12 protein-coding genes are annotated in these 13,217 nt (G+C 66.8%); 11 read left to right on the plus strand and 1 reads right to left on the minus strand.

The window, feature by feature from the left end:
• A partial coding sequence (locus QZ471_RS17075) for a DUF2931 family protein (RefSeq protein WP_295465977.1) occupies positions 1-434 on the plus strand: 434 nt, incomplete at its 5' end.
• Between the two features lie 16 nt (positions 435-450).
• Here QZ471_RS17075 and queG read toward each other — a convergent pair.
• Positions 451-1,515 carry a tRNA epoxyqueuosine(34) reductase QueG gene (gene queG, locus QZ471_RS17080; protein ID WP_295466725.1) on the minus strand — a complete coding sequence of 355 codons (1,065 nt, stop codon included), beginning with the start codon at positions 1,513-1,515 and terminating at the stop codon, positions 451-453.
• A gap of 61 nt (positions 1,516-1,576) precedes the next feature.
• Here queG and QZ471_RS17085 point away from each other — a divergent pair, with 61 nt between their 5' ends.
• The 10 genes from QZ471_RS17085 (at position 1,577) to QZ471_RS17130 (ending at position 13,196) form a co-directional block, all read left to right on the plus strand.
• Positions 1,577-3,064 carry an NAD(P)H-hydrate dehydratase gene (locus QZ471_RS17085; protein WP_295465979.1) on the plus strand — a complete coding sequence of 496 codons (1,488 nt, stop codon included), beginning with the start codon at positions 1,577-1,579 and terminating at the stop codon, positions 3,062-3,064.
• On the plus strand, positions 3,052-3,513 hold the full coding sequence (gene tsaE / locus QZ471_RS17090; protein WP_295465981.1) for a tRNA (adenosine(37)-N6)-threonylcarbamoyltransferase complex ATPase subunit type 1 TsaE: 462 nt from the start codon (positions 3,052-3,054) through the stop codon (positions 3,511-3,513). The genes QZ471_RS17085 and tsaE overlap by 13 nt, the downstream gene beginning before the upstream one ends.
• 90 nt (positions 3,514-3,603) lie before the next feature.
• Positions 3,604-5,034 carry an N-acetylmuramoyl-L-alanine amidase gene (locus QZ471_RS17095; RefSeq protein WP_295465983.1) on the plus strand — a complete coding sequence of 477 codons (1,431 nt, stop codon included), beginning with the start codon at positions 3,604-3,606 and terminating at the stop codon, positions 5,032-5,034.
• Positions 5,027-6,922 (plus strand): DNA mismatch repair endonuclease MutL, encoded by a 1,896-nt coding sequence (gene mutL, locus QZ471_RS17100; RefSeq protein WP_295465985.1) that lies wholly within the window; start codon positions 5,027-5,029, stop codon positions 6,920-6,922. Before QZ471_RS17095 ends, mutL begins: the two co-directional genes overlap by 8 nt.
• A gap of 42 nt (positions 6,923-6,964) precedes the next feature.
• Entirely contained in the window at positions 6,965-7,945 is a 981-nt protein-coding gene (gene miaA / locus QZ471_RS17105; RefSeq protein ID WP_295465987.1) for a tRNA (adenosine(37)-N6)-dimethylallyltransferase MiaA, read from the plus strand.
• An 86-nt stretch (positions 7,946-8,031) separates the two neighbouring features.
• Positions 8,032-8,277, plus strand: a complete 246-nt coding sequence (hfq, locus tag QZ471_RS17110) for an RNA chaperone Hfq (protein ID WP_059231646.1) — start codon at positions 8,032-8,034, stop codon at positions 8,275-8,277.
• A gap of 20 nt (positions 8,278-8,297) precedes the next feature.
• Complete coding sequence (gene hflX / locus QZ471_RS17115) at positions 8,298-9,602, plus strand: ribosome rescue GTPase HflX (RefSeq protein WP_058768696.1); 1,305 nt, start codon at positions 8,298-8,300, stop codon at positions 9,600-9,602.
• A gap of 98 nt (positions 9,603-9,700) precedes the next feature.
• The gene (gene hflK / locus QZ471_RS17120) at positions 9,701-10,885 is read left to right on the plus strand and encodes an FtsH protease activity modulator HflK (RefSeq protein WP_295465992.1); all 1,185 of its coding nucleotides are present in this window, start codon (positions 9,701-9,703) and stop codon (positions 10,883-10,885) included.
• Positions 10,885-11,754, plus strand: coding sequence for a protease modulator HflC (hflC, locus tag QZ471_RS17125; protein WP_295465994.1), 870 nt, complete (start codon positions 10,885-10,887; stop codon positions 11,752-11,754). Before hflK ends, hflC begins: the two co-directional genes overlap by 1 nt.
• Before the next feature lie 254 nt (positions 11,755-12,008).
• Positions 12,009-13,196 carry an ATP phosphoribosyltransferase regulatory subunit gene (locus tag QZ471_RS17130; RefSeq protein WP_295465996.1) on the plus strand — a complete coding sequence of 396 codons (1,188 nt, stop codon included), beginning with the start codon at positions 12,009-12,011 and terminating at the stop codon, positions 13,194-13,196.
• Positions 13,197-13,217 lie beyond the last annotated feature (21 nt).

The following is a 13,217-nucleotide window of genomic DNA, read 5'->3' on the forward strand; positions in this document are numbered from 1 at the left end:
AAAGAATCGGGTCGGGTAAAGGCCGCTACCTGACCGGTCTCGACCTACCCTATGTGGTTTCGTTGCGCTGGCAATCGATGGTCGAGCCCCAGACCTATCATGCGCTCTTCACCATTCCCGATTGGGCCCGGCAGAAGATGGTAGAGCGCATCCCAGGCCAATGCCCGAGTGGCTACCATTTCGATTACCGCGAAGCCCTGACCATCGGCCTGGCCCCGGGCGGTGTCGTCAAGGTCTGGATCATGGGCCCCTGCCTCGACCCCATCGAAGTCCTGACCCTCCAGGCCGAGATCGAGCCCAAGGGCCCCTATGGTGGCAAGTCCAATGGCAAGTACCGCCCGTTGTCACCGGTGGTCAAGAGCTACGTTGACAAGTACGGCGTGCCCTACGGCAGCTGGTGGGCGCCGATTCCCTACACCACTGTAGGCCCCTGAACGCAGCGCATGCCGTTCACGGCTCGCCGTGCCGCGCCAGTGCCCATTCCACATGCTCGCGCACCAGGGGCGAGGGATGGTCGGCGTGGACCTTCAGCGCCTCCAGCACCGGAATGCTGGTCGGGGCATTGCCCAGGCCTACCGCCAGGTTGCGCAGCCAGCGCTCGTAGCCGGCACGGCGGAGTGGCGAGCCTTCGGTGCGGCTGAGGAATTCGCCTTCGGTCCAGCGGAAGAGGTCGGCCAGGGTGGCGTTATCCAGTCCATGGCGTGGCTGGAAGTCGCCTTCGGCGGTGGCTTTGGCGAAGCGATTCCAGGGGCAGACCAGCTGGCAGTCATCGCAGCCGAAGACTCGGTTGCCGATCAGCGGCCGCAGCTCCAGGGGAATGGAGCCCTTGAACTCGATGGTCAGGTAGGAGATGCAGCGGCGCGCATCGAGCTGGTAAGGACCGACGAAGGCCTGGGTCGGACAGATGTCCAGGCAGGCGCGGCAGGTGCCGCAGTGGTCACGCGGCGTGGGCTCGTCTACCGGCAGGGGCACGTCGACGAAGAGTTCGCCCAGGAAGAACCAACTGCCGGCCTTGCGATTGAGCACCAGGGTGTTCTTGCCGATCCAGCCCAGGCCGGCCTGTTCGGCGAGGGCCTTTTCCAGCACCGGGGCACTGTCGACGAAGGCGCGATAGCCGAAGGGACCGATCTCGGCCTGGATGCGCTCGGCCAGGTGCTGCAGGCGCTTGCGGATCAGCTTGTGGTAGTCGCGGCCCAGGGCGTAGCGCGAGAGGTAGGCGGCGGCGCCGTCGGCCAGGCGCTCGCTCATGCGGGTGTCACCGGGCAGGTAGTCCATACGCAGTGAAATCACCCTCAGGGTGCCCGGGACCAGTTCGGCCGGCCGCGAACGTTTGGTTCCGTGCGCGGCCATATAGTCCATCTCGCCGTGGAAACCGGCGGCCAGCCAGCGCTCCAGATGTTCCTCGTGACGTGCCAGATCCAGCCCGGCGATGCCGGTCTGCTGAAAGCCCAGTTCCCGACCCCAGGTCTTGATGAGGTCGGCCAGGGCGGCGAGATCTAGGGCGCAAGCGGACATCGACAGGAACGCACAGGCAGGAGGGCTGCCCATTTTGCCAGACTCCGGAGGCTTTCCCAGCATGCACGACGAACTGCCGTTCCAGCTCTACAGCGCCCAGCAGGTGCGGGATCTCGATGCCCAACTGATCGCCGGCGGCCTGCCGGGGCTCGAATTGATGCGGCGTGCAGCCGCGGCCACCTGGCGCTCGCTGCGCCACGGCTGGCCCCATGCCGGGGCGCTGTGCGTGCTGGCCGGCGGCGGCAACAATGCGGGTGACGGCTATCTGGTCGCCAGCCTGGCTCGCAAGGCCGGTTGGCAGGCGCGGGTCTGGTACCTGGCCGACCCGGCTGGGCTCAAGGGCGACGCCGCTCTGGCCCATGCCGAGGCGCAGGCCGCCGGAGTGGACATCCAGCCCTGGCGCGCGGATGCCCCGCTCGGTGGTGTGGTGGTCGATGCCCTGCTGGGCACCGGGCTCAAGGGGCCGGCCCGCCAGCCCTATGCCGCGGCCATCGAGCGGATCAACGCCAGCGAGTTGCCGGTGGTGGCCATCGATCTGCCGTCCGGGCTGGACGCCGATACCGGCGCCGCGGCCGGTCCTCTGGTGCGCGCCGATCTGACCATCTCCTTCATCGGCCTCAAGCTCGGGCTGTTCACCGGCAAGGGGCCGGATCACGTTGGCAGCCTGGTGTTCGAGCCCTTGATGGAGGAGCCGCAGAATCCCGCCCATGCCACCGCCCAGCGCCTGGCGCCGGGCAACCTGCCGCGGCTGGCGGCGCGACCGCTCAATGCGCACAAGGGACAGTTCGGGCATCTGCTGGTGATCGGCGGCGACGAAGGCACCGGTGGTGCGGCCATCATGGCCAGCGAGGCGGCGCTGCGTTGCGGTGCCGGCATGCTCAGCCTGGCGACCCGGCCGTCCAATGTGGCGCCGGTACTGGCTCGGCGCCCGGAGATCATGGTCGCCGGCGTCCATTCCAGCTTTGCCGTGCTGGAACTGGCGAAGAAGGCCGATGTGCTCGCGGTCGGGCCGGGCCTGGGGCAGGGCGCCTGGGGCAAGGCCCTGGCCAGTGCGGCTGCGACGCTGGACGCCGCCCAGGTCTGGGACGCCGATGCCCTCAACCTGCTCGCCGCTGGCGTGGTGCAGGCGCCCCGTGGTCCCTGGGTGATGACACCACACCCGGGCGAAGCGGCGCGGCTACTGGGCGTGGCGACCGCCGACATCGAGGCCGATCGGCCCGGCAGCGCCCGCGAGCTGGCGCGACGCTACGGCGCCGTGGCGCTGCTCAAGGGGTTCGGCACCCTGATCGCCCATCCGGATGGACGCATGGCGTTGTGTGGCGAAGGGCATCCGGCGATGGCCACCGGTGGCCTGGGCGACGTCCTCACCGGTATCATCGCCGCCCTGTTGGGGCAGGGGCTGGCGCCCTTCGAGGCCGCCTGCCTGGGGGCCTGGCTGCACGGTCGCGCTGGTGCCGAACTGGGGCGCCAGGGACGCGGTCTCGCCGCCAGCGATCTGCCCCCGGTTGCCCGCCAGTTGCTCGAGGAACTCCAGCCATGCCTGAACTGACCCTGCACGCCGCCGACGAAGCCGCCATGTACGCCCTGGGCGCCCGCCTGGCCCAGGCCAGCGGTGGTCGTGGCGTGCTCTATCTGCACGGCGACCTGGGCGCCGGCAAGACCACCCTGTCGCGCGGCATCCTGCGCGGCCTCGGTCATGCCGGCGCGGTGAAGAGTCCCACCTTCACCCTGGTAGAGCCCTATGAACTGGCCAGCGGCGCGGTCTATCACTTCGATCTCTATCGCCTGGCCGATCCCGAAGAGCTGGAATTCATGGGGATTCGCGACTACTTCACACCCGAGGCCTTGTGCCTGGTGGAATGGCCCGAGCGGGGCCAGGGCGTTTTGCCAAAGCCGGACCTGGCCATTACCATTACGCCACGCGCCGACGGCCGTGATCTCCGCCTGGTTAGCCAGGGAGCCCATGGCGAGGCCTGGTGCGCCGCCCTCGCGTCCTAGGCCGGTCTGAAACGACCTGATGTTCGCTCCGCGACTGTCAGGCGATCCCTAGGCGCCGATCCTTCGTTCTCCAGCTATACGGTCGCAGGCATGCGCAAGCGTTTTTTCAGGTCGGGACTCGGCCTGTTGTTGTTGATCCTGAGCAGCCAGCTCCTCGCCGCTACCCAAATCAAGGGGATGCGCGTCTGGCGAGCGCCCGACAATACCCGGCTGGTGTTCGACCTGAGCGGCCCGGTCAAGGCCAGCGTCTTCACCCTCAGTGCCCCGGACCGCATCGTCATCGACCTGTCCGGCGCCCAGCTTTCCGGCGGACTGAGCGAAAAGCCCCTGCGCAACACTCCGGTCACCGGGTTGCGGGCGGCCCAGCGCGCGCCTGGTGAGGTGCGCCTGGTGCTGGACACCAAGGGTGCCCTCACACCCAAGAGCTTCACCCTGGCGCCCAACAAAGAATACGGCAACCGCCTGGTGGTCGACCTCTACGACCAGGGCACCGATCCGGCCGCCAGCGACATCCCCGCTACCGTCGCCCCCAACCTCCCGGCCACCCCGGTGACCCCGGCCCAGCCGGCTACCCGCCTGCCTGCCGGTCCCAGTGGCAAGCGCGACGTGGTGGTGGTGATCGATCCCGGCCATGGTGGCGAAGACCCCGGCGCCATCGGTCGCGGCCGGCTGTACGAGAAGAACGTGGTGCTGGCCATCGCTCGGCAGTTGCAGGCCAATCTCAACCGACAGAAGGGCTTCCGTGCCGAGCTGACTCGCACCAGCGACTACTTCATCCCGCTGCGCCAGCGGCAGATCATCGCCCGCAAGAAGGGCGCCGACCTGTTCATCTCCATCCACGCCGACTCCGCGCCCAGCGCCAGTGCCGAGGGCGTTACCGTGTTCGCCCTGTCCCAGCGCGGCGCCACGTCCGAGGCCGCCCGTTGGCTGGCCGACGCGGAAAACCGCTCCGACCAGGTTGGTGGCGTTTCCGACGCCCTGGACAACAAGGATCCCATGCTCGCCGGCGTGCTCATGGATCTGTCCATGACCGCTACCGTGGCCTCCAGCCTGGAAGTCGGCCAGACCATCCTCAGCCAGGTCGGCCGGGCCACCAAGCTGCTGCATTCGCGGGTCGAGCAGGCTGGTTTCGTGGTGCTCAAGTCGCCGGACATTCCCTCGATCCTGGTGGAAACCGGCTTCATCACCAATGCCAACGAATCGGCCAAGCTGGCCAGTCCGGCGCACCAGGGCCTGCTGGCCCGCCAGATCCAGGCGGGCGTGGTGCAATACTTCCAGCACCGGCCGCCGCCTGGCACCTACCTGGCCTGGCAGCGTGACCAGCGCGGTGGCAAGGTCGGCAGCGTGCGTGGCGTCGACCAGCACCGGGTGCAACCCGGCGAGAGCCTGAGCCTGATCGCCCGGCGCTATGACGTGGACCTTTCCACCCTGCGCGCTGCCAACCGCCTCAAGGGCGACCGCATCCGCTCCGGCCAGGTCCTGACCATCCCCACCCACGAACTGGCGGCCAGCAATGACTGAACCCCGGCGCATCCAGCTGCTCAGTCCGCGGCTGTCCAACCAGATCGCCGCCGGTGAGGTGGTCGAACGCCCCGCCTCGGTGGCCAAGGAGTTGCTGGAGAACAGCCTGGACGCCGGGGCTACCCGCATCGATATCGAGGTGGAGCAGGGTGGCGTCAAGCTGCTGCGCATCCGCGACGATGGCCACGGCATCCCGGCGGATGACCTGCCCCTGGCCCTGGCCCGGCATGCCACCAGCAAGATCTACCACCTGGACGAGCTGGAAAGCGTCACCAGCCTGGGCTTTCGCGGCGAAGCCCTGGCCTCGGTCAGCTCGGTGTCGCGTCTCACCCTGACCTCGCGCTACCGGGGCGAGGACCAGGCCTGGCAGGTGGAGACCGAAGGCCGCGAGATGCAGCCGCGGGTGCTGCCCGCCGCCCATCCCCAGGGTACCTCCGTGGAGGTGCGCGACCTCTTCTTCAATACCCCGGCGCGGCGCAAGTTCCTGCGCGCCGAGAAGACCGAATTCGACCATCTGCAGGAAGTGGTGCGGCGCCTGGCGCTGGCGCGCTTCGACGTCGGCTTCCATCTGCGACACAACGGCAAGAGCGTGCTCGCCCTGCATCCGGCGGGCGATCCGCAGAGCCAGGGCCGGCGGGTCGGCGCCGTGTGCAGCCCGGCCTTCCTCGAACAGGCCCTGCCACTGGAGCACGAGCGCAATGGTCTGCGCCTCTGGGGCTGGGTCGGCCTGCCGACCTTCTCGCGTAGCCAGGCCGATCTGCAGTACTTCTACGTCAACGGCCGCATGGTGCGCGACAAGCTGGTCGCCCACGCCGTGCGCCAGGCCTATCGCGACGTGCTGTACAACGGTCGCCATCCGGCCTTCGTACTCTTCCTCGAACTCGATCCGGCGACGGTGGACGTCAACGTCCATCCCACCAAGCATGAGGTGCGCTTCCGCGACAGCCGCCAGGTACACGACTTCCTTTACGGCACCCTGCACCGCGCCCTGGGCGACATCCGTCCGGACGACCAACTCGCCGTGGTGGCGCCCACCGCACCGGCACCCCTGAGCGGTCCGGCCGCCGGTGAATTCGGTCCCCAGGGCGAGATGCGCCTGGCCGCCGCCGTGCTCCACGACAGCCCCGCACCGCCCGCGCAACCCTTCGCCAGTGGCGGCGGAGCCGGTGTCGCACGCTATAGCCCGGCACCGCAACCCTATGCCGGGGCGCCGGTCGCCGAGGTGCAGAGCGCCTACAAGGCCTTCTTCGCGCCGCTGCCGGAGGGCGAGCAGGCAGCGGCGTTACCGGCGGAGCAGGGCGACATCCCGCCCCTCGGCTACGCCCTGGCCCAGCTCAAGGGCATCTACATCCTGGCCGAGAACGCCCAGGGCCTGATCCTGGTGGACATGCACGCCGCCCATGAGCGCATCACCTACGAGCGCCTCAAGGTCGCCATGGCCAGCGAAGGCCTGCGCGGTCAGCCGCTGCTGGTACCCGAGTCCCTGGCGGTCAGCGAGCGCGAGGCCGATTGCGCCGAAGAGCACGGGCAGTGGTTCGAGCGCCTCGGCTTCGAGCTGCAGCGCCTCGGCCCGGAGACCTTGGCCATCCGCCAGATTCCCGCGCTGCTCAAGCAGGCCCAGGCCGCCCGGCTGGTGCAGGACGTGCTCGCCGATCTGCTCGACTACGGCACCAGCGACCGCATCCAGGCGCACCTCAACGAGCTGCTCGGGACCATGGCCTGCCACGGCTCGGTGCGCGCCAACCGGCGGCTGACCCTGCCGGAGATGAATGCCCTGCTGCGCGACATGGAAACCACCGAGCGCAGTGGCCAGTGCAACCATGGTCGTCCTACCTGGGCCCAGCTCAGCCTGGACGACCTGGACAAACTCTTCCTGCGCGGCCGCTGACCACCCCGCCGCGGCTTCCGCGGCGCCTGCCGAGAACCCGACATGACCGCCCCCCTGCCGCCCGCCATCTTCCTCATGGGGCCGACCGCGTCCGGCAAGACCGACCTGGCCATCGAACTGGCCCGACTGCTGCCCATCGAGCTGATCAGCGTCGACTCTGCGCTCATCTACCGCGGCATGGACATCGGCACCGCCAAGCCCAGCGCCGAGCTACTGGTGGCCCATCCGCACCGGCTGGTGGACATCCGCGATCCCGCCGAGAGCTACTCCGCCGCCGAATTCCGCAGCGACGCCCTGGCCGCCATGGCCGAGATCACCGCGGCTGGCCGCATCCCGCTGCTGGTGGGCGGCACCATGCTCTACTTCAAGGCCCTGCTCGAAGGCCTGGCCGACATGCCCAGTGCCGATCCGGCGGTGCGTGCCGAGATCGAGGCCCTGGCGGCGCAGGCCGGGTGGAGCGAAGTCCATCGGCAACTGGCGGAGGTCGATCCGGTCTCCGCGGCACGCATCCATCCCAACGATCCCCAGCGTCTGCTACGGGCGCTGGAGGTGTTTCGCCTCAGCGGCCGGTCGATGACCGAGCATCGGGCGCAGCAAATGAGTGCCAATACCGATTCGAACGGGGCGTCCCAGACACAATTGCCCTATACTGTCGCCCAATTGATCCTGGCGCCTGGCCGTCGCGACGTACTCCATGCGCGAATCGCCGAGCGCTTCGAGCTGATGCTGGAACAGGGCTTCATCGACGAAGTCTCAGCCTTGCGGGAACGTCCCGATCTGCATCTGGGTCTGCCCTCCATGCGATCCGTGGGCTATCGTCAGGTCTGGGAGTTCCTCGAGGGGGGCTGCACGCGGGAAGAGATGGTGGCGCGTGGCATCGCGGCGACGCGGCAGTTGGCGAAGCGGCAGTTGACCTGGTTGCGTGGCTGGCCCGCCGCGCACACCTTCGACAGCCTGGCTTGCGACAATCTGCCACGGATCTTGAAATGCCTCGCTGGCGACTCCATATCGCCCCGCAGCTGAATCGTTTTTGTCCGCATGTCCATGGTGGGCAGCGGAAACTGGCATGTCGCCAGATAGTTATTTTCATTCTTTAGGAGAGCGACACGATGTCAAAAGGGCATTCGCTACAAGACCCTTACCTGAACACCCTGCGTAAAGAGCGCGTTCCGGTTTCCATCTATCTCGTCAACGGCATCAAGCTGCAGGGCCAGATCGAGTCCTTCGACCAGTTCGTGATCCTGCTCAAGAACACCGTCAGCCAGATGGTCTACAAGCACGCGATTTCCACCGTGGTGCCGAGCCGCCCGGTCCGTCTGCCCAGCTCCGAGACTGGCGAGTCGGATAGCGAATAAATAACAAGAGGAGCGCCCTGTTGTTCTTCGAGCGTCACGAAGGTGGTGAGCGGGCCATTCTGGTCCATCTGGAAGGCCTGCATCCCGAGGCGCGCGAAGACCCTCAGGAGTTCCTCGAACTCGCGCGGTCGGCGGGTGCGCAAACCGTGGCTTTCGTCACGGTGAACCGCAGCCAGCCGACCGCGCGTTTTCTCATCGGTACCGGCAAGGTCGAAGAGCTGCACGATCAGGTGCATGCCAACGAGGCCGACCTGGTCATCTTCAATCACGACCTCACGCCCAGTCAGGAGCGCAACCTCGAAAAAGCCTTCGAGTGCCGCGTCCTCGATCGTACCGGTCTGATTCTCGACATCTTCGCCCAGCGCGCCCGTACCCATGAGGGCAAGCTGCAGGTGGAGCTCGCCCAGCTCGAACACATGAGCACCCGGCTGGTCCGCGGTTGGACTCACCTCGAACGCCAGAAGGGTGGTATCGGCCTGCGTGGTCCGGGTGAAACCCAGCTGGAAACCGACCGTCGTCTGCTACGGATCCGCATTCGCCAGATCCGCCAGCGCCTGGACAAGGTGCTGAGCCAGCGCGAACAGGCTCGCCGCGGTCGGCGTCGCGCCGAGATTCCCGCCGTCTCCCTGGTCGGCTATACCAACGCCGGCAAGTCCACCCTGTTCAATAGCCTCACTGAATCCACCGTCTATGCGGCTGATCAGTTGTTCGCGACCCTTGATCCTACCCTGCGCCGTTTGCAGCTGCCGGATCTGGGGCCGATCGTGCTGGCCGACACGGTGGGCTTCATCCGCCATCTGCCGCACAAGCTGGTGGAAGCTTTCCGCGCGACGCTGGAGGAATCCAGCAACTCCGACCTGCTGCTGCATGTGATCGATGCCCATGAAGAGGATCGCCAGTTGCAGATCCAGCAGGTGGAGGCGGTCCTGCACGAAATCGGTGCGGACGAGCTGCCGATGCTGGAGATCTACAACAAGATCGATCTGCTCGACGGCGTCGAACCGCACATCCAGCGCGACGACGAAACCGGTCGCCCGATTCGGGTTTGGGTCTCGGCACGCAACGCCCAGGGTCTGGAACTGGTCGGCCAGGCTATCGCCGAACTGCTCGGCGAAGACCTCTTCGTCGGGGTGCTACGCCTCCCGCAACGCTATGCTCGCCTGCGCGCGCAATTGTTCGATTTGGGCGTGGTGCAAAGCGATGACCACGACGACGAAGGCAACATCCTGTTGTCTGTACGAGTACCCCGCGCCGAACTCAATCGACTACTCAGCCGGGCCGGTGAGGAACCGGAAGTCTTTATCCAGCAACATGTTTTGCAATAAACCCCCGCTCGGCGCTTTTGTTCGGGCGGGGACCATCCGGTAGCATTGGTCGACGCGCCATTTCGGCGCGTTTTCGCGTTATCAGTAGGGAGAGCGCTATGGCTTGGAACGAGCCCGGTGGCAACTCGAATAATCAAGACCCCTGGGGCGGCCGCAACGGCGGTGGCAACAATGGTGGACGCAAGGGGCCGCCGGATCTCGACGAAGCCTTGCGTAAATTCCAGGATCGCATCAACCGTCTGGTCGGCGGCAAGAAGCGCTCTGGCGGCAGCGACGGCAATAGCCTCGGCTCCGGCGGCGGCAAGGGCCTGCTGCTACTCGGCGTGGTGCTGGTCGGTGCGCTCTGGCTGTACAACGCCGTCTACGTCGTCGACGAGCAGGAGCAGGCTGTGGTCCTGCGCCTGGGCAAGTACTACGAGACCGTAGGGCCCGGCCTGAACATCTACTTCCCGCCCTTCGAGACCAAGTACCAGGAAAACGTCACCCGCGAGCGGGCCTACAGCAAGCAGGGCGCGATGCTGACCCAGGACGAGAACATCGTCGAGGTGCCGCTGACGGTCCAGTACCGCATCACCAACCTCAAGGACTTCGTCCTCAATGTCGACCAGCCCGAAGTGAGCCTGCAGCAGGCCACCGACAGCGCGCTGCGCCACGTCGCCGGTTCGTCGACCATGGACCAGTTGCTGACCGACGGCCGCGAGCAGGTCGCGACCAGCGTCCGCGAACGGTTGCAGCGCTTCCTCGACACCTACGGCACCGGTATCACCGTGACCCAGGTGAACATCCAGAGCGCCTCGGCGCCGCGTGAGGTTCAGGAAGCCTTCGACGACGTCATCCGCGCTCGCGAAGACGAGCAGCGCGAGAAGAACCAGGCCGAAGCTTACGCCAACGGCGTGATCCCCGAGGCTCGCGGTGCTGCCCAGCGCATCATCGAAGAAGCCAACGGCTATCGCGACGAAGTCGTCGCCCGCGCCCAGGGTGATGCGTCCCGCTTCAGCCAGCTGGCGGTCCAATACGCGCTCAACCCGCAGCTGACCCGCGAGCGTCTGTACATCGAGACGATGCAGGAAGTGCTGGGGCAGTCGAGCAAGGTCATGGTCACCGGTCAGGCCGGCCAGAACCTGCTCTATCTGCCGCTCGACAAGCTGATGCAGAACCGCGCTCCGGCACCGACCTCGGCCATCAGCAGTGGCGCGGCTCCGGCGGCGTCCAGCGATACGGCTGCCTCGGTCATTCGTAATTTGCCGCAGTCAACCGAAGCGCGTACCAGGGAGAGCCGCTGATGAGCAATAAATCGCTGGCCGCGCTGATCGTCGTGGTCGTCCTGGGCCTTGGCGCCTGGAGCAGTCTGTTCATAGTGAAGGAGACCGAGCGGGCGGTGATGCTGCGTTTCGGTCGCGTGGTCGAGCCCAATCTGGAGCCCGGTCTGCACTTCAAAATTCCCTACGTCAACCGCGTGCGCAAGTTCGATGCCCGCCTGCAGACCCTCGACACTCCGACTCAGCGCTTCCTGACGCTGGAGAAGAAGGCGGTCATGGTGGATGCCTATGCCAAGTGGCGCATCTTCAATGCCGATCGCTACTACACCGCGACTTCGGGTCTCAAGCAGATCGCCGACGAGCGCCTGCTGCGCCGCCTGGAGGCGGGGCTGCGCGACCAGTTCGGTCGTCGCACCCTGCATGAGGTGGTCTCCGGCGAGCGCGACGCTATGGTCGGTTCCTTGACCGCCTCGCTGAACAAGATGGCCAACCAGGAGTTGGGTATCGAGGTGCTGGATGTGCGCGTCAAGGCCATCGACCTACCCAAGGAAGTCAGCCGCAGCGTCTACGAGCGGATGAGTACCGAGCGTGAGCGGGAAGCCCGCGAGCATCGGGCCAAGGGCCGCGAGCTGGCCGAAGGCATCCGTGCCGACGCCGATCGTCAGCGCCGCGTGCTGCTGGCCGAAGCCTATCGCCAGGCCGAACAGGCCCGCGGTGAGGGCGACGCCCAGGCGGCTCAGGTGTATGCCCAGGCCTACTCGAAGAATCCGTCGTTCTTCTCCTTCTATCGCAGCCTGCAGGCCTATCGCTCCAGCTTCTCCAGCAAGAGCGACGTCCTGGTGCTGGATCCGAAGAGCGATTTCTTCAAGTATTTCCAGAGCCCGGGGCAGTGAGGTCCGGGATGAACGGCGCCTAGGCTTCGCTCGTCGTTCATCCCCGATCGCCGATTTTTTCGTGTTATCATGAATCAGCCGGGGCCATCCCCGGCTTTTTTGCGTCCGTACGAAACCCGTGGCAGGGCAACGTCCTGGCCGATCCGGGTAGCAATCCACGGCAGAGCGGCTCGATCCGGCCGATGACTCCCTGAGAGTCCATCGCGCTGACCGTGTCGGCCGCGTGCCGATCCATGACATGGAGAAGAGGCCTAATGGCTACGGTAGACCGCTGGCTGCTGCCTGACGGTATCGAGGAAATCCTGCCGCCCGACGCGGCGCGCATCGAAGGCGCCCGGCGCCGGGTGCTGGAGCTGTTCCATTGCTGGGGCTACGAATTCGTCATCACCCCGCACCTGGAGTTTCTGGAGTCGCTGCTCACCGGCGCCGCCCAGGAACTGGAGTTGCGTACCTTCAAGGTGACCGACCCCAACTCCGGGCGCCTCATGGGTTTCCGCTCCGACATCACGCCCCAGGTCGCGCGCATGGACGCCCATAGCCTCAAGCACGACGGCGCCAGCCGCCTGTGCTACGCCGGCAGCGTACTGCACACCCGACCGCGGGCCCTGTCCACCTCCCGCAGCCCCATCCAGGTCGGCGCCGAGCTCTATGGCGTGCCGGGTAGCGAAGGGGATCTCGAAGTCATCAGCCTGATGCTCGACGTGCTCGAGCAGGCCCAGGTGCCTGATGTCCACATGGATCTCGGTCACGTGGGCATCTACCGCGGCCTTTGCCAGGTCGCCGGAGTCTCCGGCGCCAGCGAGCAGGAGCTGTTCGACGCCCTGCAACGCAAGGCCGTGGATGAGATCGATCGACTGACCGCCGACCTGCCCGCCGCACCGCGTGGCTGGCTGCGCGCCCTGGTGGAGCTCAGCGGCGATGCCAGCGTGCTCGGCCAGGCGCGTCAGCGGCTGGCCGGTGCCCCGGCAGAGGTACTGCAGGCGCTGGATGAATTGGTCGCGTTGGCCGAGTCACTGCAGGGGCGTTTCCCGAACGTACCGCTGTATTTCGACCTCGGTGAACTGCGTGGCTACCACTACCACACCGGCGTGGTCTTCGCTGCCTTCGTGCCGGGGACCGGGCAGTCCATCGCCCAGGGTGGCCGTTACGACAACATCGGCGCCGATTTCGGCCGTTCGCGGCCGGCGACCGGTTTCTCCACCGACCTCAAGACCCTCGTCGAACTGGGTACCGCCGTGCTCGAAGAGCCGCGGCGCGGCATCTGGGCGCCAGCCGGGCACGGGGCGCCGCTCTGGCAGGCCGTGCGTGCGCTGCGGGCTGCCGGCGAGCGCATCATCCAGGCCACCAGCCTGGAAGACGAAGCCCAGCTGCGCGCTGCCGGTTGCGACCGACGGTTGGTCGAGCGGCAGGGTGCCTGGGTGGTGGAGCCCTTGAATTCCTAAGCACCGGATCGTGCATCCGGG

This window comes from uncultured Pseudomonas sp. (assembly GCF_913774235.1).
In the GTDB taxonomy this organism is placed as follows: Bacteria; Pseudomonadota; Gammaproteobacteria; order Pseudomonadales; family Pseudomonadaceae; genus Chryseomonas.

Bases quoted from the DNA above. Each gene is read 5' to 3' on its own strand.
- QZ471_RS17095 (WP_295465983.1), top strand. From the start codon at position 3,604: ATGCGCAAGCGTTTTTTCAGGTCGGGACTCGGCCTGTTGTTGTTGATC.
- miaA (WP_295465987.1), top strand. From the start codon at position 6,965: ATGACCGCCCCCCTGCCGCCCGCCATCTTCCTCATGGGGCCGACCGCG.
- mutL (WP_295465985.1), top strand. From the start codon at position 5,027: ATGACTGAACCCCGGCGCATCCAGCTGCTCAGTCCGCGGCTGTCCAAC.
- queG (WP_295466725.1), bottom strand. From the start codon at position 1,515: ATGTCCGCTTGCGCCCTAGATCTCGCCGCCCTGGCCGACCTCATCAAG.
- hflK (WP_295465992.1), top strand. From the start codon at position 9,701: ATGGCTTGGAACGAGCCCGGTGGCAACTCGAATAATCAAGACCCCTGG.
- tsaE (WP_295465981.1), top strand. From the start codon at position 3,052: ATGCCTGAACTGACCCTGCACGCCGCCGACGAAGCCGCCATGTACGCC.
- QZ471_RS17130 (WP_295465996.1), top strand. From the start codon at position 12,009: ATGGCTACGGTAGACCGCTGGCTGCTGCCTGACGGTATCGAGGAAATC.
- hfq (WP_059231646.1), top strand. From the start codon at position 8,032: ATGTCAAAAGGGCATTCGCTACAAGACCCTTACCTGAACACCCTGCGT.
- QZ471_RS17085 (WP_295465979.1), top strand. From the start codon at position 1,577: ATGCACGACGAACTGCCGTTCCAGCTCTACAGCGCCCAGCAGGTGCGG.
- hflC (WP_295465994.1), top strand. From the start codon at position 10,885: ATGAGCAATAAATCGCTGGCCGCGCTGATCGTCGTGGTCGTCCTGGGC.